21 protein-coding genes are annotated in these 19,047 nt (G+C 51.5%); 17 read left to right on the forward strand and 4 right to left on the reverse strand.

From position 1 onward, the window contains the following. Positions 1 to 96 precede the first annotated feature (96 nt). From KNP86_RS03370 to hfq, 7 genes are all read left to right on the forward strand, one after another. Positions 97 to 1,017, forward strand: coding sequence for an ABC transporter ATP-binding protein (locus KNP86_RS03370; protein ID WP_034779847.1), 921 nt, complete (start codon positions 97 to 99; stop codon positions 1,015 to 1,017). Beyond that, positions 1,010 to 2,008, forward strand: a complete 999-nt coding sequence (locus tag KNP86_RS03375) for an ABC transporter permease (protein WP_034777418.1) — start codon at positions 1,010 to 1,012, stop codon at positions 2,006 to 2,008. The genes KNP86_RS03370 and KNP86_RS03375 overlap by 8 nt, the downstream gene beginning before the upstream one ends. A 179-nt stretch (positions 2,009 to 2,187) precedes the next feature. After that, positions 2,188 to 3,717: a M4 family metallopeptidase gene (locus KNP86_RS03380; RefSeq protein WP_214752830.1), complete on the forward strand. Its 1,530-nt coding sequence runs from the start codon at positions 2,188 to 2,190 to the stop codon at positions 3,715 to 3,717. A gap of 112 nt (positions 3,718 to 3,829) precedes the next feature. Then, positions 3,830 to 4,690 (forward strand): PPK2 family polyphosphate kinase, encoded by an 861-nt coding sequence (locus KNP86_RS03385; protein WP_034777421.1) that lies wholly within the window; start codon positions 3,830 to 3,832, stop codon positions 4,688 to 4,690. 111 nt (positions 4,691 to 4,801) lie between these two features. Beyond that, a complete protein-coding gene (locus KNP86_RS03390; protein ID WP_214752831.1) occupies positions 4,802 to 5,395 on the forward strand; it encodes an AmiS/UreI family transporter in 594 nt (197 codons plus the stop codon). A 236-nt stretch (positions 5,396 to 5,631) separates the two neighbouring features. After that, positions 5,632 to 6,582 carry a tRNA (adenosine(37)-N6)-dimethylallyltransferase MiaA gene (gene miaA, locus KNP86_RS03395; RefSeq protein ID WP_214752834.1) on the forward strand — a complete coding sequence of 317 codons (951 nt, stop codon included), beginning with the start codon at positions 5,632 to 5,634 and terminating at the stop codon, positions 6,580 to 6,582. 12 nt (positions 6,583 to 6,594) lie between these two features. Further along, entirely contained in the window at positions 6,595 to 6,843 is a 249-nt protein-coding gene (hfq, locus tag KNP86_RS03400) for an RNA chaperone Hfq (RefSeq protein ID WP_021067304.1), read from the forward strand. Positions 6,844 to 6,883: 40 nt separating this feature from the next. Here hfq and KNP86_RS03405 read toward each other — a convergent pair whose 3' ends face one another. Then, positions 6,884 to 7,396 (reverse strand): hypothetical protein, encoded by a 513-nt coding sequence (locus KNP86_RS03405; protein ID WP_138859499.1) that lies wholly within the window; start codon positions 7,394 to 7,396, stop codon positions 6,884 to 6,886. 156 nt (positions 7,397 to 7,552) lie between these two features. Here KNP86_RS03405 and KNP86_RS03410 point away from each other — a divergent pair, with 156 nt between their 5' ends. From KNP86_RS03410 to KNP86_RS03435, 6 genes are all read left to right on the forward strand, one after another. Further along, positions 7,553 to 8,731, forward strand: a complete 1,179-nt coding sequence (locus KNP86_RS03410; protein ID WP_214752836.1) for a DNA-binding protein — start codon at positions 7,553 to 7,555, stop codon at positions 8,729 to 8,731. A gap of 15 nt (positions 8,732 to 8,746) precedes the next feature. Then, positions 8,747 to 9,676 carry a CobW family GTP-binding protein gene (locus KNP86_RS03415; protein ID WP_034777428.1) on the forward strand — a complete coding sequence of 310 codons (930 nt, stop codon included), beginning with the start codon at positions 8,747 to 8,749 and terminating at the stop codon, positions 9,674 to 9,676. Continuing rightward, the gene (locus KNP86_RS03420) at positions 9,676 to 10,458 is read left to right on the forward strand and encodes a 5'-3' exonuclease (protein WP_214752837.1); all 783 of its coding nucleotides are present in this window, start codon (positions 9,676 to 9,678) and stop codon (positions 10,456 to 10,458) included. Before KNP86_RS03415 ends, KNP86_RS03420 begins: the two co-directional genes overlap by 1 nt. Then, positions 10,439 to 10,828 (forward strand): reverse transcriptase-like protein, encoded by a 390-nt coding sequence (locus tag KNP86_RS03425; RefSeq protein ID WP_214708599.1) that lies wholly within the window; start codon positions 10,439 to 10,441, stop codon positions 10,826 to 10,828. Before KNP86_RS03420 ends, KNP86_RS03425 begins: the two co-directional genes overlap by 20 nt. A gap of 106 nt (positions 10,829 to 10,934) precedes the next feature. Then, complete coding sequence (gene fumC, locus KNP86_RS03430; RefSeq protein ID WP_214711016.1) at positions 10,935 to 12,335, forward strand: class II fumarate hydratase; 1,401 nt, start codon at positions 10,935 to 10,937, stop codon at positions 12,333 to 12,335. Between the two features lie 170 nt (positions 12,336 to 12,505). Next, positions 12,506 to 13,996 carry a GGDEF domain-containing protein gene (locus tag KNP86_RS03435; protein WP_214752838.1) on the forward strand — a complete coding sequence of 497 codons (1,491 nt, stop codon included), beginning with the start codon at positions 12,506 to 12,508 and terminating at the stop codon, positions 13,994 to 13,996. A 15-nt stretch (positions 13,997 to 14,011) separates the two neighbouring features. Here the strand turns inward: KNP86_RS03435 and KNP86_RS03440 are convergent, their stop codons facing one another. The 3 genes from KNP86_RS03440 to KNP86_RS03450 form a co-directional block, all read right to left on the reverse strand. Further along, the gene (locus KNP86_RS03440; RefSeq protein ID WP_214752840.1) at positions 14,012 to 14,491 is read right to left on the reverse strand and encodes a dihydrofolate reductase; all 480 of its coding nucleotides are present in this window, start codon (positions 14,489 to 14,491) and stop codon (positions 14,012 to 14,014) included. Further along, on the reverse strand, positions 14,488 to 15,282 hold the full coding sequence (locus tag KNP86_RS03445) for a thymidylate synthase (protein WP_214708604.1): 795 nt from the start codon (positions 15,280 to 15,282) through the stop codon (positions 14,488 to 14,490). The genes KNP86_RS03440 and KNP86_RS03445 overlap by 4 nt, the downstream gene beginning before the upstream one ends. Before the next feature lie 154 nt (positions 15,283 to 15,436). After that, on the reverse strand, positions 15,437 to 16,108 hold the full coding sequence (locus tag KNP86_RS03450; RefSeq protein ID WP_214752842.1) for a Type 1 glutamine amidotransferase-like domain-containing protein: 672 nt from the start codon (positions 16,106 to 16,108) through the stop codon (positions 15,437 to 15,439). A gap of 172 nt (positions 16,109 to 16,280) precedes the next feature. Here KNP86_RS03450 and KNP86_RS03455 point away from each other — a divergent pair, with 172 nt between their 5' ends. The 4 genes from KNP86_RS03455 (at position 16,281) to KNP86_RS03470 (ending at position 18,969) form a co-directional block, all read left to right on the forward strand. After that, positions 16,281 to 16,562 carry a hypothetical protein gene (locus tag KNP86_RS03455; protein WP_214752844.1) on the forward strand — a complete coding sequence of 94 codons (282 nt, stop codon included), beginning with the start codon at positions 16,281 to 16,283 and terminating at the stop codon, positions 16,560 to 16,562. A 104-nt stretch (positions 16,563 to 16,666) separates the two neighbouring features. Beyond that, a complete protein-coding gene (locus KNP86_RS03460; RefSeq protein WP_214752845.1) occupies positions 16,667 to 17,587 on the forward strand; it encodes an NAD(P)-dependent alcohol dehydrogenase in 921 nt (306 codons plus the stop codon). A gap of 96 nt (positions 17,588 to 17,683) precedes the next feature. After that, complete coding sequence (locus KNP86_RS03465) at positions 17,684 to 18,208, forward strand: type 1 glutamine amidotransferase domain-containing protein (protein ID WP_138859491.1); 525 nt, start codon at positions 17,684 to 17,686, stop codon at positions 18,206 to 18,208. 26 nt (positions 18,209 to 18,234) lie between these two features. Next, a complete protein-coding gene (locus tag KNP86_RS03470; RefSeq protein ID WP_214752847.1) occupies positions 18,235 to 18,969 on the forward strand; it encodes a Bax inhibitor-1/YccA family protein in 735 nt (244 codons plus the stop codon). The last annotated feature ends 78 nt before the right edge of the window (positions 18,970 to 19,047 follow it).

Consider the following 19,047-nt stretch of genomic DNA (forward strand, 5'->3'; position numbering starts at 1 on the left):
AGACTATCATATCAAATAAGTTTGAACCTGCCCTATGTGAATGTTCGAATAGGACAGATGCGGTTGAGTCCGATAGAATGTAGGAGAGGTGAGATGATGCAACCAACATTGAAAATAGACCATTTGACAAAAGTAATCGGTAAGAAAACAATCATCGATGACATCTCGTTCGATGTATTCCCAGGTGAGGTGTTCGGATTTTTAGGTCCGAACGGGGCCGGCAAAACGACGACAATCCGGATGATTGTCGGGTTGATTAAGCCGACGAAAGGGACCGTCTCGATTTGTGGATTCAGCGTCGAACGACAATTCGTTCAGGCGATGAACCAAATCGGGGCCATCGTCGAGAATCCGGAGCTGTATAAATTCATGAGCGGGCGTGAGAACTTGAACGCCTTTGCCCGGATGTTGCCCGGTGTCGATGAGGCCCGGATTCAAGAAGTGATCGACCTCGTCGACTTGACGGCGCGGATCGATGATAAAGTGAAGACCTACTCGCTCGGAATGCGGCAACGGCTCGGTATTGCCCAAGCGATGTTGAACAATCCCCGCGTCTTGATTCTTGATGAACCGACGAACGGGCTCGATCCGATGGGGATTCGCGATCTTCGTCTCTTCATCCGCCGTCTCGTCGAAGAGACTGGGCTGAGCGTCCTCGTCTCGAGCCACATTTTGGCTGAGATTGAACTGCTCGCGGACCGCGTCGCCATCATGTCGCGCGGGAAAATCGTCAAAGTCGGGACGGTTGACGAATTGATTCATGAGTTGGCGTCGACTGTCGATGTTCATGTGGCCGACAGTTTTGAAGTCTTGCCGATTGTGCGCGGTTTCGAATCGATTGAGCACGCCGACGTCGTCGACGAGCGCACGATTCGCGTCTCGATGAATCTTGAAGAGACGGCCCGCTTGAACCGCTATTTGCTTGACCGGGGAGTCGACGTATTCGGGCTTGAACGACGCGTCCAGACACTCGAAGAATTATTCATCTCATTGACCGGGGGTGACCATATTGTCTAATCCGTCAATACTTGGCCTTATTCGGAACGAAGTTTTAAAGATCCATAAGAAGCGACGACTCCTCGTCGTCTCGATCATCTTGATTGTGCTCGTTTCGATGTTCACGTATGCGAACTATCGTCAAATCGAGAAACAGCGCGAAGAACAAGGGACGATCGATTGGCGCGTCGACTTGCAACAAGAGATTGTCGATACGCAAAACCGGCTCGCCTCGGCGAACGTTCAGGACGAGTTCCGTCAAATCTTGGAGTTCCAGGTCCAACAGAATCAATACTACTTAGATAATGACATCAACCCGAACTATCCTGGGGCTCCGACGTTCATGCGAGTCTTCTTCTCGCAAGGGACGACGCTCGTGTTGCCGCTCTTCATCATCGTCTTAATGGCGGATATCGTCTCCGGTGAACACAATGACGGGACGATCAAGACACTGTTGTCACGGCCCGTAAGGCGATTCAAAATCTTGCTCGCCAAATGGATGACGACGCTGCTTTATACGTCGATTCTCATCTTCATCACGGCGTTCGTTAGTTACGCCATCTCCGGCATCGTGCTCGGTTGGGACGGATGGACCGCCCCGATTTTGACCGGCTTCCAGGCCTCGTCGACGGGGACGTTCTCGACCGACTTCGTTCATACGCTGCCGATGTGGCAATACTTGCTCATGTCGGTCGGACTATCTTGGTTCGTCGTCGCAGCCGTCGGGACGATTGCGCTCATGATCTCGGTCATCGTCAAAAACACGGCGACAGGGATTGGGATCATGATGGCCGTCCTGATTTCAGGACCGCTCCTCACGTCGCTCGGGTCGAATTGGGACAGCTCGAAATATTTGGTCAACGTCAATTTCGGTCTTCATACCTATCTCGAGGGGCAAGCCCCACCGATCGAGGGGATGACGTTGCCGTTCTCGCTCATCGTCATATTCGTCTGGTCGCTAGCGGCTCTCGCGTATGCGTTCTACCATTTCACACAAAAAGATGTCTATTGATGACTGGCGTCACCTTCCATGGTGACGCTTTTTTTGTTACGGCTGATACGACTAGAGAAGAGGACGGGTTAGTCCAAATGTCTTAATAATTTGAATTGTCAAAATAATTAAAAAGTTGGATACATTAAATGTGGGAAACTATGTAAAGTAGGAGACACCACATAAGGAGGGAAACACACATGAAAAAAGTTTTATCTACATCACTCATCGCAGGAGTCTTGCTCGTGCCACAACTCGTCGGCGCGGCGGAGCTCAAGTCGGGCACGTTGACGAAACCATCGAACGAAGCCCCGACGACGATCGTCAAAGAGTATGCGAAAGCGAAAGGCGAATTCAAAACGCTCGAATCGAAGCGTGACAAAGTCGGACAAGTTGTCAAATTACAACAGACGGTCGACGGAGTGCCAGTCTTCGGTGGAATTGTCGTCGGTGTCGTCGATAATGATGGTCAATTGAAAACGGTCGTCGATGATACGAAACAACTTAAAGGATTACATAAATCAATCAAGCTGAACGAACAAAAAGCGGTCGCTCGTTATAAAGAGCTTGTCGGCCACAAAGGCGCATACGAGCTTGAGCCGGCAGCGGAACTCGTCGTCTATCCGAATGGTGAAGAGGCGGTCTATGCGTATGAAGTGACCGGGACGATCCTTGATGCGGATGAGCCGTCACGCTGGACATACTTCATCGATGCGGCAAGCGGGAAAGTATTGAACAAATACAACCAATTGGCGCACGCCAAACCGGCGAACGGCGTCACGGGTACGACATTTACGGGAACGGGAATCGACGTCCTTGGTCAGAGCCAAACGTTCAAGACGACGAAGAGCGGTTCATATTACTATCTCCAAGACTCGACGCGCGGTAAAGGCATCTATACGTATGACGCCGGAAACCGGACGCGCCTTCCTGGATCTCTCTGGGCCGACGCTGACAACGTCTTGAACACGACGTACGACCGGGCCGCGGTCAGTGCCCATGTCAACGCAACGAAGACGTATGACTTCTTCAAGAACACTTATGGACGCAACAGTTACGATAACAACGGTGCGGCCCTCAACTCGACGGTCCACTATAGCCGTAGCTACAACAATGCGTTCTGGGATGGCAGCAAGATGGTGTACGGTGACGGGGACGGCCAAACGTTTACGTACCTCTCTGGTGCCCTCGACGTTGTCGCTCACGAATTGTCACACGCCGTTACAGAATACACGGCCGGTTTGATCTATCAAAATGAATCGGGTGCGATCAACGAGGCGGTATCGGATATCTTCGGTACGGTCGCGGAATATAGTGTCGGCTCGAACTTTGACTGGTTGGTCGGGGAAGACATCTACACGCCTGGCGTGGCTGGGGACGGTCTCCGCTCGATGTCGAATCCGGCAGCATATGGTGACCCGGACCACTACTCGGTCCGTTACACGGGGACGCAGGATAACGGCGGCGTCCACATCAACTCGGGAATTGTCAACAAAGCGGCGTATCTCTTAGCGAGCGGCGGGTCGCACTACGGCGTCTCGGTCCAAGGCATCGGCGTCATGGAGATGGGGGACATCTACTACCGTGCCCTCACGGTCTACTTGACACCGACTTCGAACTTCTCAAGCCTACGTCAAGCCGTCGTTCAATCGGCCAAAGACTTGCACGGTGCGACGAGCACGCAAGCAGTCGCAGCGGCGAAATCGTTCGATGCGGTCGGCATCAACTAAACTTGATTTAGTCCTTTTCGCTTCGGCGGAAAGGATTTTTTTGTCGCTATTTTTTGAAAGAATAGGGTAAATAGGTGTTGTACTTAGAATTCAATCGAGTCAAGGAGGACACATGGATATTCAAACTTTTCGCATTGACCATAAAAATGGGATTCGTCTCAGCGATTTCCCGACCACGATACAAGATCGGCCATCTGACGAGACGTTACAAAACGAGTTGATTCCAAAGAGCGTGGAGCGATTGAAAGAGTTGCATTGGAAGCTGTACGCCGAATCGAAGAAAGGGATCGTTGTCGTCTTGCAGGCGCTCGATGCCGGCGGCAAAGATGAGGCGATCAGTTATATCTTTTCGAACTTGAACGCGCAAGGGTTAAAGACGAACGCGTTCCAAAAACCATCGGACACGGAAAAGAAACACGATTACTTGTGGCGAATGCATGACCTCATGCCAGAGCGGGGGCAGGTAGGCATCTTGAACCGGTCGCATTATGAAGAAGTGATCGCCCCGCGCGTCCATGACTTGCTCGGGGAAGAGGTCATCCCTGATGAAGAGGACAAAGAGTCGGTATGGAAGGTCCGTTATCGCCAAATCAATGACTTTGAACAATATTTAGATGAGAACGGATTCAAAGTCATCAAATTTTTCTTTAACGTGTCAAAAGAAGTCCAGCGTGACCGCTTGCTTGAACGACTGAAAGATCCAAGTAAGAACTGGGAGTTTTCATTTAATGACGTCGAAGAGCGAAAGCATTGGGATGATTACCAGGATATCTTTGAGGATATGTTATCGAACACGGCGTCGAAACATGCACCCTGGTTTGTGCTCCCGGCAGATGATGACTGGTACGCCAGATATATCGTCTCCACGATTATGATTGACGTCCTTGAAGACATCGATCCTAAATTCCCGACATTTACGGAGGACGAACAGGACCGGATTGATGAAGCGATTGAAACGCTCGAGAATGAGTGACCTTTGTCGACTCCGTGAACATCCATTTCCCCACTTGCACTGAAAACGAATTCACGTTACAGTGGACGTATAAAATAAGACGTCAGACATCTGTACGAAGGAGCAATGAGAGTGGGGAATATTAGTTTATTATTTGGTGGCGTGGCACTGTTCATTAACAGCCTCGTCTTATTCGGGAAAGTGGACGTCAAGAGTGCGGGTGTATTCAGTCTCTTCACCGGACTGTTGCAGACGTTCATCGCGACGTGGCTCGTCATCGGGGCGAGTTCGGCGGAAGTGTTCGGATATGCGAGCATCTATTTGTTCGCTTTCACCTATTTGTACGTCGGTGTGACATTTTTGTTCGACCTCGACGGACGTGGCGTCGGTTGGTTCTCGCTATTTGTTTCGATTTCAGCCGTTTTTTATGCCACCATCTCGTTCACGATGGGCGATGTGATGGGCGCCGTAACCTGGTTGTTCTGGTCGTTCCTATGGGGACTGTTCTATGTAGGGATGGGTCTTGGGCGCCAAATTGATGGGTTGACGGCCCGAGTCGCATTCGTGCTCGCTTGGTTGACACTGATCGTCCCGGCGCTGTTTGGACTGGCCAACTTGATGACACCGCTCTATGACGTGATCTGGTGGGCAGCGAGCGGCACGACGGTTCTCTACATTGGGTTCACGATGTGGCGAGGCCGCCGAGTTCTTGAAGTGACACAATGAATGACGCTCTTCGTGAGCGTCTTTTTTTACGTATTCAATTGTGTCTAAAGTGTGAAAAGTGGGAATGAGGTACGTAAAGGAGGCGACCACGGATGAGTGATGGCTTAATTTTATTGATGGGACTATTATTATGCGGATGGATGCTGTTTGCGGTCGTGTTTGATGATACAATTAAAAGAAGAATTTAACGGACCGTTTCCTTTTTGGAACGGTCTTTCGTTTGAGGAGTGACAAGGATGGAACAAACACCAGTCATCGTCCTCGTCGGACCGACCGCTGTCGGGAAGACGAAGACAGGAATCGAGCTCGCGAAAGCGTTCAACGGTGAAATCGTATCGGGCGACTCGGTCCAAGTGTACCGCGGGATGGATATCGGTTCGGCAAAAGTGACGGTCGAGGAGGCGGAAGGGGTTCCGCATCATTTAATCGATATCTGTGACCCGGACGAGGCGATGAGCGTCGCCAAATTCCAGACGTTGGCCCGGGCGGCGATCGATGACATCTACGCGCGCGGGAAATTGCCGATTTTAGTCGGTGGGACCGGTCTCTACATCAGAGCAATCTTATATGACTATGAGTTCACGGAGCGACCGGTCGATCATGCATTGCGCGAATCGCTCGAGTTAGAGGCGGAGACGAATGGTCCTGAAGCGCTGCACGCCCGCCTGCAGTCGCTCGACCCAAAACGGGCCGAGAGCATTCATCCAAATAACGTCCGCCGCGTCATCCGTGCTCTTGAAGTCGCGCTCCAAGGCGACGCCCAGACGATGGATAGCCTCCCGTCGGAGCATTACGCCTATAAATTGTTCGTCTTGCATGCGGACCGGGACGTACTCTATGAGCGTATCAACCTTCGTGTCGACTTGATGCTCGAAGCGGGTCTCATCGAAGAAGTCGAGCGCTTACTCACGGCTGGTTACCGGGACACGCAAGCGATGCGGGCCATCGGTTACAAGGAAGTCGTTCCGTACCTTGATGGATTGATGACCCGAGAGCAGATGACCGAGACGCTCAAACAGCACACGCGCAAGTTCGCGAAGCGTCAATTGACATGGTTCCGTCATCAATTTGATGGGATTTGGGTCGATATGGGACGAAAATCATTTGAACTATCGTATCAAAATATTTATGATGAAGTTGAGGAGTTTTTTCGAAAATTCCGATTATTTGAAAGAGACATAGACTAGGGGGAATGCAACATGAAGGCTAGCTATAACATCCAAGACCATTTTTTGAATCAATTACGTAAAGAAATGGTGCCGACGACCGTCTTTTTAGTCAGCGGATTTCAAATTCGGGGAGTCATCAAATCGTTTGACAACTTCACGGTCATCGTCGAATCAGAAGGGCGCCAACAGTTGATCTATAAACATGCGATTTCAACGTTCTCACCAGCGCGGAACGTCACGTTGTTCGAACCGGAAGCGGTCGAAGTGACAGAAGGATAATTCAAGGCATAAAAAAGAGCGGCCCGGGGACCGCTCTTTTTTATGCCGTTTTGACGTTCGGGTCGAGATCGAGTGCTTCAATCACACGATGGACGGCGCAACCGCCGAGCAGTGAGTCGAGCTGGTCACAGAGCTGTGTCGGTGCCGACCGATACAAGTGGGTATATGTCCGCTTCCAAGATCGTTCTGCCGATTGAATCCGCACGAGCAAGTCAGCATGACCGAGTTCTTTCAGTTTCTCGATGTTCATCCGGTTCGTGCGTGCGAACGCCGATAAGACGACGGCTTTGGCGAGCGGTGTTTGGATCGGATAACCGGCGACGAGCAGGACGGCCATCGCCCCTTTCATTTCATGCTCGATGACCGAGTCGACGAGTTGGTCTGGCGTATATGGGTTACCGGCATGCCCCGAGACCGCCGTGACGAGCTCTTGATGCGAGACCGGGCAAGTCGATGCCTGTAAAATGCTTGCGATTGTCGAATGCGTAGTGGCGTAACGTGTCGCTTCCCCTGTTGCGATCAACCGTTCATACGTATCTACCAATGAAATCATGTGAGTTCCCCCTTTATCTAACTGCCTTTATCGTAACAATTATAGTAAGCGCTTTCAATATAATTCAGGAAACTTCTGGCCCTATAACGAAAGTATGTTCGCCTCGAAGCGGAAAACACGATACAATGGGCAAAGAGAAGAAGGAGGGCATTGCACATGAACTATTACCAACAGATTGATCCAATTGCAGGGGGCGGATTCGACCGAACACGGTTCCAACTTCCGACCGTAGAGAAGTCGGCGACACGGCTATCGGACCTGACAGACGGAACACCGGTTCAGACGAAAGCGCTCGTCAGTACGGTCGAAGTTCGAGAAGGCAAATCCGGGGCGAAATGGTTACAGCTCAATTTGACGACCTCGAGCGGACTCATCCGTGCCAAGCAGTGGTTGCGCGGCAATGAAGATCAATTGTTGCCGATTTACGAGTCAGGCGTCATCGAGCTCGAAGGGAAAATCGACGTCTACCCAAAACCGGACGGCGCCAAATCGATTACGATCGACCGGGCCAAACCGATTGCCCGGGACGAGGCGGTATCGTTGTTGCCAGGTCTTCCTGGAGACGAGACGATGGAACAATACGCCGACGAGCTGTTCGCGATTCTGTCGACGCTCTCGCCAGACTATCAAGCGATCGCGATGTCACTGCTCGACCGCTATTGGGACGATTTCGTTCTCGCACCGGCCGCACTGTATCATCATCATAACTATGTCGGCGGCCTCTTGAAGCACACGGTCTGTATGCTTCGACTTGGTTATCGGTTCCAAGAACAAGACGACCATTTGGCGATGGCGTTCCGGGTCATCAAAGAAGCCGAGCAGTTGCACAAAGTAGACGTATGGAATACGATGAACGGTGTAAAAGTTGAACAGGCGTTCCGCGGCACGTTCGAGTCGCTTTACGCGGCCTGTGAGGCCATCGCCGAGTTGAAAGAGCCACTCCGTTGGGACGAGCTCGCGCTCGGGATTTTGTTCCATGATATCGGTAAGTTGTTCGAGTACAGTCACTTGCTGTCGTCCCCGAACCGGTTCGAGCAACTGTTCTCGGTCAGCGGCACGAGTGAGACGACCGGGATCTCCATCAACCCGATGGGAAGCTTGATCGGACACATGCCGTACGGCGGACTGTTGTTCGAAAGAAGTCAACAAGCTGCCGGCGTCACACTTCCGCTCGACGTCCATCACCGGATTTGGCATATGATTTTGTCCCACCACGGCAAGCGCGAGTGGGGCTCGAGCGTGTTACCGGTCACGACGGAAGGATGGATGCTCCATCTGATCGACTTGTTGGATGCCCGTTATGAGAAGTGGGCGCGGGTCCACGAAAATTTATAAGGTGAGGTGCAGTACATGATTCCCGTGCAATTGGTGACCGGTTTTTTAGGCGCCGGAAAAACGACCTATATGAATCGCTTGCTAGAAGCGACGGACGAGCGATTGCTCGTCATCGTCAACGAGCTTGGCTCAGTCAATATCGACGAACAGTTGATCGTCAAGATGGACCAAGAACAGATCGAGTTATCGAACGGTTGCATCTGTTGCTCGATTCAAAGCGATTTGAGTAAGACGTTCTATCAGCTTGCGTCCAAAGATACATTTGACCGCATCGTCATCGAGACAACTGGTGTCGCCGATCCGGCACCGATCATCCAGACGATCTATTACGATGATTACTTACGGACACGGTTCAAGCTGACGGCGATTTTAACGGTCGTCGACGCTAGTCAAATGGACCGCGAATTGTTTATAGAAGGAATCCATCAAATCGCCTATGCAGATGTGATTCTGATGAATAAAGTCGACCTCGTCGATGACGTCACGCTCGAACAAGCGCATGAACGGATTAAAGCACTAAATCCGACCGTTCGGGTCATCGAGACGGTCCAGACGGTAGGGGACTATGACTTGACGGAAAATACGTTCCAGCTTTCACGAGTCGACGAGCAACTCCTCGGTCGACTGACAGCAGGGCACACGTCCGTCTCTTCACTACGGGCCGTGACGCTCACGACCGACGTCCCACTACGTCGGGAACGTGTCACGCAATACGTACGCGAGGTGCTCATGCACTATGAGGACGATGTCTATCGCTTGAAGGCGATTGTCCGTTTAGACGGAGAAACATCAAAATTCGTCGTCCAAGCGACAAATCAACTGATGGGGGCGACGTTCGCCAACGAACCGAGCGACGACTCGCGTTCCGTCTTCGTCTGGATTGGGAAGAATCTCGACCGAGACGCGCTAGCGCGCGGATTACAAGCTTGTGAGGTGGATGCATGATGAAATTGATGTTGGTCGATGGGTTTAATCTCCTGTCGCGATATTATTTTGCCACAGAGCGTCGTCGGGCGCTCGACCCCGATGTGACGTTGAAAGGACTGCTCCGTAAAGTTGACGGGTGGACGAACGACTTCACACATATCGCCTTCTTTTGGGACGGACCACGCGAGACGACGCATCGTTACGCCCTGTTTTCGGACTACAAAGCGACTCGTACCGGCTTACCGGAACCGTTGTTCCACGATTACGTCAAGTTGCGGGCAGCGTTGAGCGAGCGCTGCATTTTTCAGTCCGAGCTCGCCGGATATGAGGCCGACGATTTGATCGGGGCCGTCGCGACCGCGTTCCCGGGTGAATCGTATATGTATTCGTCAGACCGTGATTTGCATCAGCTGCTTTCCCCGAACGTGTTTCAAATCGTCCCGAAAAAAGGGGAAGAGATGATGATGAACCAGGACATATTCGAGACGACTTATGGAATACGGCCCGGACAGTTCGTCGATGTGAAAGCGCTCCAAGGTGATGCCTCGGACAATATTCCAGGCGTCCGCGGCATCGGACCAAAGACGGCGACGATTCTTGTCCAGTCATACGACACGGTTGAAGCGCTGTATGACATCTTGAGACAAGAAGCACTCCAAGAGGCGCATCGGAAGTTTGCGAAGAAGCTCGACGGGCAAGAAGAAGTGGCGCTCTTGTCGAAACGTCTCTCGCTCATTGATATCCATGCACCGATCGAAACGGATTGGGAGGCGTATCGCTTTGGTTCACATTTATTTTGATGCGGCGACGAACCAAGAGGCGGGTGAGAACGGTCTTGGTGTCTGGATTAAGACAACGGACGGCACCGTATCCACGTACATCGCCAAACGTGTCGGGCTGACGAGCGTTCAGGCCGAACTCGCCGCGCTCGCGTTCGCCCTCGAAAAAGCGCATACGCTCACGGACGAATCGACGTTCATGTTCTATTCGGACGCCGAGACGGTCGTGCGGGCGCTCGAGCAGCGGTTCTTAAAAGACCAAGCGGTGCGTCCTTTGTTCGTCAAGGCGCTGACGCTGTATGACGAATTGCCAAACAAGTTCATCAAATGGATCCCGCGGGCAGAGAACCGGGCCCATGACGTGGCGAAACAGGCATTGTTGATCGGATGAGAGTCGGGCTTTGGCCCGACTTTTTGTCAATTGCAGGGGAATGATTTCTTTTTTGCAAAAGTTTCGCTAAAATGAAAGCGTAGTCAAAAAAAGAGGGGGAATTTTCATGGAATATCGGATCGAACGGGACACGATGGGGGAAATCAACGTTCCGGCTTCAGCCAAATGGGGAGCCCAAACACAGCGCAGTCTAGAGAACTTTAAAATCGGCACGGAAAAGATGCCGCTCGAGGTCGTGCATGCCTTCGCGATTTTGAAAAAAGGTGCCGCACTCGCCAACGCCGAGCTCGGTGTGTTGGAGCAAGCGAAAGCCGACGTCATCGCCGAAGTCGCCGATGAGATCGTCGCCGGGAAACATGACGCCGAGTTTCCACTCGTCGTCTGGCAAACGGGTTCAGGGACACAGTCGAACATGAACGTCAACGAAGTCATCGCCCATTTGGCGAATGATAAGTTGAAAGAGCGTGGTCAAACGCTCACGATTCATCCGAACGACGACGTCAACAAGTCGCAGAGCTCGAACGACACATATCCGACGGCGATGCACATCGCCGCCATCCTCGCTGTTGAGGACCATGTGTTGCCGTCAATCGAGGCGCTCCACGCGACGCTCGCGAAGAAGGCCGAGTCATTCATGGACATCGTCAAGATCGGTCGGACGCACTTGCAAGACGCGACGCCAGTCACGCTCGGTCAAGAGATCAGTGGTTGGGTCCGGATGCTCGAGCTGTCGAAACAGATGATTGAGCGTACGATCGAACCGTTGACAGAGCTCGCCCTCGGCGGGACGGCAGTCGGGACGGGGATCAATGCTCATCCACGGTTCGGAGAAGTCGTGGCCGAGAAGATCTCGCAAGAGACCGGAAAACGTTTTATCACGGCCGTCAACAAGTTCCATGCGCTCACGAGCCACGATCAGCTCGTGTTCACACACGGTGCCTTGAAAGCGCTCGCCATGGATGCGATGAAGATTGCCAACGACGTCCGTTGGCTCGCTTCTGGCCCGCGTGCCGGTATCGGTGAGATCTTGATTCCGGAGAACGAACCGGGCAGCTCGATCATGCCTGGTAAAGTCAACCCGACTCAGAGTGAGGCGTTGACGATGGTCGCGGCCCAAGTGCTCGGCAATGATGCGACGATTGGATTCGGGGCGAGCCAAGGAAACTTCGAGTTGAACGTGTTCAAACCGGTCATCATGTACAACTTCCTCCAGACGTGCCGCCTGTTGACGGACAGTCTTCATTCGTTCGACGTGCATTGCGCCGTCGGCATCGAACCAGACTTAGACGTCATCGCGCACAACGTCGATCGTTCGCTCATGCTCGTGACAGCGCTCAACCCGCATATCGGCTACGAGAATGCGGCTAAAATCGCAAAACTAGCACATAAGAATGGGACGTCTTTAAAAGAAGCGGCGCTAGAGACAGGACTATTGACAGAAGAGCAGTTTGACGAATGGATTCGTCCAGAAGAGATGACATCTCCTAACCTAAAAGTTGGAAAATAAGAAAAGAGCGGTCGATGACCGCTCTTTTTCATGATGTAATGGGTCATAAGCACTATCTTACTGTCAAACAATGGGCAGAAAATAAGTAAATAGTTGTATTTTCGTGGATAAAGTCGCATAATCATAGACAGAAGAACATATCGGGGAGAACGAAACTGGGGGGGTCGGGAATGAAGCAGCAGCAACTCACAGATCGTATACATACTATTTTGACGCAAATCACGAGCGCGAGACAGATTCAAACATCAGAGATCGAGTTTTTATTAGATTGGATGAAGCAAGAAGTGAAGCGTCGCCGCTTGATGCACTTGCTTGAGATTTTCAGTCGTGTCGAGTCTGATGTTCGTGAATTGCCACCGGTCTTGACGCAAGCGGAGGCTATGGCTTTGATTGCCCCAGTGAAACGTTATATCCATACCGTCTTAGGCATCGAGCAGGAAGACGAAGATCTCGTACTTATTTTAGCCAACAGTTTTTCGACGTATAGCCGGTATAAACCGCGCGTCGAAAAGCTCGGGGCGCGTCCTGTCTTCTTGCAGACGTTAGAAGAGGCCGTCGAATATGACTATGAAGATGTCCCGAAAGCCATCATCATGGACGTCGAGTTGTGGGCCCGCTTCCCGGAGCGGTCGATTCAATCGTTCGTCAGCAAGATGAAGAAGCTGTATGTCCCGCTCATCGTGATCGGCACGAATGAACATTATCGCCTCGCCGCCTATTCTTACGGCTTCGATGACTATTGGGAGGAATGGGTACCGATGGAAGAAAGACTCGTTCGTCTCGGACATCATATCGAGAAGGCTCGTCTCGTCTCGAACGCGCTCCTCGTCGATGAATTGACAGGCGCGTTCAACCGAAAATATTTGAAAGCGACGTTTAGCCGTTTCATGTCCCGACTTGAGCGCTCCGGTGAGAGCTTCACGCTCGCCCTGCTCGACATCGATCATTTCAAACAGTTGAACGATACGTTCGGTCATGCTTACGGGGACGAGGTGTTGCATCGCGTCGCCGAGGAAGTCCGTCTCGCCATCCGCTCGAGTGACGAATTGATTCGTTATGGCGGGGAAGAATTTCTCATCATCCTAAACGTGTCCGAGCGTCACGTCGTCGATGCGGTGCTTGAACGGGTCCGTAGGCGCATCGAGGAGATGACATTTGCATATGAACATCACGTCACCGTATCGATCGGCTATACACGGGTCTGTCAGACCGGTATGACGCTCGGCGAGTGGTGTGCTTATGCCGATGAGGCGCTCTACAAGGCGAAGCGCGATGGACGCAATCGAATCATCCGCTACTCGTCAGCCGTCCGCGAGGAGAAACGGCTCGCTTACGTGACGATGAGTCCTGAGAAGTACGCTTTGCTCGCTGAGCGCTTGCCGAAGCAGCATCGTCGCTACGAGGTCATCTATCGCCCATACGACCGTTACGCCTGTAACGATCATATGGAAATGTTTATTCTCGATGACTCGGGCACGAACGAGACGAGAGGGACCTTGTCAGCCGTCAAAGAGCAACGCGGCAAGTACAGCCACATCTTGGCCGTATCGAAACGAACCGCGCTCGAGCTCGGGGCGCTGTATGACGACTTGGCCGAGCAGGACCATCAGGACACGATCACTGAAAAAATCGAGCAATGGCTCGAAAAATTACCCGATTAAAAAAGGGACGTCGACTCAGTCGATGTCCCTTTTGTCATATTGACGGAATGTGAAGTTATAGGCATGCCGTTCGTCGGCCGGATGAAACTGTTCGTTCGTCACGATAAGACCGTCCGGAAGGGACGGATAAAACGTGTCCGCCTCGAACGTGCCATCGACCTCGGTGACGAAGAACCGGTCCGTTATCGAAAGCGTCTGCTCATAGAGCGTCGCGCCACCGATGATATAAAGGTCTGTCGTCTCGTCTTTAAGCGACTCGAGGTCGTGCCACACATCGACACCTTCAGGCGAGAAGGTGCGGTCCGACGTGACGACGATATTGCGTCGGTTCGGCAGCGGCCGACCAATCGATTCAAACGTCTTTCGTCCCATGACGACCGTTTGACCCGTCGTGACAGCTTTGAACTGTTTCAAGTCATCGGGCAGGCGCCACAACAAGGCGTTATCTTTCCCGATTTCCCGATTGCTCCCGATGGCGACGACATGGATGATCATACGCTCACTTCTCCTTTAATGTGTGGATGAGGGTCATAGCCGACAATCTCGAAGTCTTCAAACCGGAAGTCCTCGATGGATGACACGTCACGCAGGATGTTCAATGTCGGGAGCGGTCGTGTCTCACGCGTCAATTGCAGCTTCACTTGTTCGAGGTGATTATGGTAAATGTGGGCGTCGCCGAGCGTATGGACGAAGTCGCCGACCTCAAGCCCGGTCACATGGGCGACCATATGCGTGAGCAAAGCGTAAGACGCGATATTGAACGGGACACCGAGGAACGTGTCAGCGCTTCGTTGATAGAGCTGGCACGACAATTTGCCGTCCGCGACGTAAAACTGGAACATGAGATGGCACGGCGGCAACGCCATGTCTTCAAGTTGCCCTGGATTCCAGGCCGAGACGATGAGTCGGCGCGAGTCAGGGTTCGTTTTGATTTGCTCGATTACTTGCGTGAGCTGGTCGACAGTCGTGCCGTCTGGTTTCGGAAACGAGCGCCACTGCGCCCCGTAGACAGGACCGAGATTACCGTCCTCATCGGCCCACTCGTTCCAAATACGAACCCCGTTGTCTTGAAGGTATTTGACGTTCGTGTCACCGGTGATGAACCAGAGCAGTTCATGGATGATGGAGCGCGTATGTAATTTCTTCGTCGTGATCAGGGGGAACCCGTCCTGAAGGTTGAAACGCATCTGGTAGCCGAACACGCTCGTCGTCCCGGTCCCGGTGCGGTCTTCTTTGACGACCCCGTTCTCGAGGATATGGGTGCATAAATCATGGTATTGTTTCATGTGGGAAGTCCCCTTTCTCGTTCAAAAATTTACAAAAAGACGCACTCATTATAACACAATATATTGACGACATAACGTTTCGATTTCTACATACAGATTTTGCAAGCGATAATTATCTCGGATTTAACATGAAACCATATCGTAATGGGAGGGACTAATCTGTATGAAAAGATGTGGTCTCAGGTAGCTTCGTTATGTTTCGATTCGCGTACAAATAAACGTCTCCGAAGATATCGACTTGATCACCTTGAACACGAAGTGCACAATCTTTGTTCGACAAATAGATTGGTAATTCTTCGGATAAGAGGGCGAGCTCTTGCTTGACGATGTGCATGTGATGTTCGAGATCGAAGTGGGAGAGCACCGAAAAATCGTTGAGGGCCACGCCCTGGAAAATCGTTGGGGTTGAAACCTCATAACCCATGAATGGCGAGCATAACCAAGACAAAGACATATTGATTGCGCCTGCACTAGCGCCTATGACGATGGCCTCGCTTTGTTGAATCGATTGGATTAGGTCATATTCATGTATGAACTGATTTTGCTTGACGGTGTCCCCACCTAACAAGAAGATCATCGAAGCTACTTTAAGAAGATGTTTTGCATTAGTTCGGTCCGTTTCATAATTGATTACGTGATAGTCGTTGAACAAGATGCCGGCTTCCTGTAACCACGATAGCTCGATAACACCATTTTCCGCAGTTGAGGCAGGGTCCGAGCTGATCATTACGAGGGACTGCCGATTTGTCACGTCTCGTGATAAGGCATCTGCCAAATGAGTTGGGAAAAAATCGTTGAACCATCCAAGATAGTAGCACGTCTTCATAGTGAGCCTCCTTCGTATGGAAGTTCTTTCAATAAATTGATTAGAATCAATCTCATTGTAACCGAATTGGTTGAAATTTTTTCCATAAATAATATGTGATTGTTTATAATGAAGAAGACAAACGAGTCTACCTTGTCATGTTGATTGATGTACGTTCAAAAGGAGGATTATCGTGAAGAAGCAATCATTAATTTTCTTATTATCCGTATGCTTACTGAGCCTTGGCCTAATCGGAAATCTTGTTTTTGAAACGATGGGCTTTTTCTTAAATCCAACCATTCATGTGATCAGCATCCCAATCGCATCCACTGAAGGGTACTTCATCCATGGACTTATCGCCCTTGCCATTACTTTTCTTGGGTTATTTCTGCTTCCTTTCGCATTGAATCGTAACAAAGTAAAAATCACTTCCGTTTTACTGTTGGCGGTCATTCTTATTCCTCAGCTTGTTTGATGAAAAACTCATTCCAGGAACCAGATGACTTTTCCATCTAGTTTTATTTTATTGAGACGGTGAATTCATTAGTAACTACTGCACGTCTTAAGAGGAGGGTTACGATGAAAGCAGTGATTTGTACCGCATATGGGCTACCTGACGTGTTACAGCTCCGAGAGGTCGACAAGCCTGTGCCAAAATCGGATGAGTTGTTGATCAAAGTTCACACCTCTGCCGTCCATTCCGGCGACCGACGATTACGGGCTCTTGATGTACCGGCTCTAGGTAAGCTACCGATGCGAATCGTCGTCGGTTTCAAGGCACCGCGCCAACCGATTCTCGGTGTCGTCTTGGCAGGCGAGATCGTCGAGACGGGTAGTCGCGTTGAATACTTCAAGGTCGGTGACCGTGTCTATGCGCTGACCGGGATGCGGTTCGGCGGCTACGCTGAATATGCGTGTGTCAAAGCGAATAAATGTGTCGAACGCATGCCGAACAACGCTAGTTTTGTCGAAGCAGCCAGCTTGCCGTTTGGCGGGACGACGACTCTTCACTTTTTGCGCAAAGTGAACATCGAACAAGCGAAGACCGTATTGATTTATGGGGCTGCCGGGGCAGTCGGTTCGATGGCCGTTCAAATCGCAAAACATTACGGGGCTCACGTGACAGCAGTCTGTCGAGAGCGGAACTTCGAACTCGTCAGAAGTCTTGGCGCAGACGTCGTGGTCGATTACACGAAAGCAGGCTATGATAAGAAACTGACCACATACGACGCCGTGTTCGATGCGGCCGGGAAAATCGATAAGCGGTTGGCCCGGAAACATGTCGCCGAACACGGGAAATTCAGTTCTGTCGCCGGACAAGGACCTGCGAGTGAACGGAAAGAGGATTTGACTTTCCTGAACGATCTGTTTGAAGCCGGCCGAGTAAAGGCCGTCATCGATTCGGTTTATCCGCTCGAGGACATCGTCGCGGCGCACCGTTACGTTGATGCCGGAGGAAAGGCTGGAAATGTGATTGTGACCGTGACACAAGCAAATTGATTCAAGTTAAGCGACGTGCGTTTCATCAATCGTCCCTGTTTTCGCCACGTGGCTTATGGGGTATACTTGTGAAAGACAAATAAAGGGAGGGATTCGATGCAATTACAAGGTAAAAATATTTTGCAAATCGTCAGTGACGACTTTGAAGACTTAGAATTATGGTATCCGGTCCATCGGTTACGCGAGGAAGGTGCAAACGTCATCCTCGCCGGCGAGAAGGCGGATCACGCCTATATCGGTAAGTACGGCGTTCCAGCCAAATCGGACATCGCGTTCGATGACGTCGACATCTCATCATACGACGCTATCCTCGTCCCAGGTGGCTGGTCACCCGACTTGTTGCGCCGCTTTGATTCAGTGAAAGGGTTCGTCCGCTATATGCATGACGAGAAACGGCCGATCGGTCAAATCTGTCACGCTGGCTGGGTGTTGATTTCAGCGAAGATTCTTGATGGTGTCAACGTCACGAGCACACCGGGCATTAAAGATGACATGGAAAACGCGGGTGCGATTTGGCACGATGAGCCGGTCGTCGTCGACGGTCATATCGTCTCGAGCCGCCGTCCGCCTGACCTGCCTGACTATATGCGGGAATTCATTAAAGTCATGGCCAAGAACTGAAAATAGAATAAAGGGGTTAACGACAGTTGAGACTTAAATCGAATCCAGTTCTCCGTAAATCAATGGAGACAACAGCTTATAGCGCCACGCCGATGACGAAAGCCGGTACGTGGTCGAAAGTGTTCACGCTGCTCTTGCTCGTCACGGCAGCCGCCGGGACGACGTGGATGCTCGTGCCGACAATCGGGGAGGCGTTATTGTTCCCGCTCATGATCGGCTCGCTCATCCTCGGCTTGGTCTTAGCACTCGTCATCACGTTCAAACCGAGAACGGCACCTGTCGTCGCGCCATTGTATGGTATTGTCGAAGGGGTGTTCGTCGGGTTGATCTCGTACTTCTTCGAAGCGATGCTTCCGGGCATCGTCGGCCGTGCCGTCTTGACGACGTTCATCGTCGCGTTCGCGATGTGGTTCGTCTACTCGACGGGTCTCGTCAAAGTGACGCAAAAGTTCCGCGCCGGTGTCACGGCCGCGATCTTTACGGTCATGTTGCTTTATCTCGTTCAAATCGGGATGAGCTTCTTTGGTTCAGGACTCCCGTTCATGACGGGCTCGTCACCGCTTGCCATCGGCGTGCAATTTGTAATTGTCATCATCGCCTCACTCGCGCTCGTGCTTGATTTCGACTATATCGCTCGTCAAGTCGAGAGCCGGGCTCCGAAAGAGCTCGAATGGGTCGCGGCGTTCGGGTTGATTGTGACGCTCATCTGGCTCTATATTGAAATTCTTGATTTACTGTATCGCCTCGCCATGCGCGACTGATCATCGGCCTTCGGGCCGGTGATTTTTTATGAAAGGAAAGGATGTGAAGCCGTCATCGAACCGATGATGGCGCTACTG

The sequence above is a fragment of the Exiguobacterium sp. s16 genome, from assembly GCF_018618115.1.
In the GTDB taxonomy this organism is placed as follows: Bacteria; Bacillota; Bacilli; order Exiguobacteriales; family Exiguobacteriaceae; genus Exiguobacterium; species Exiguobacterium mexicanum_A.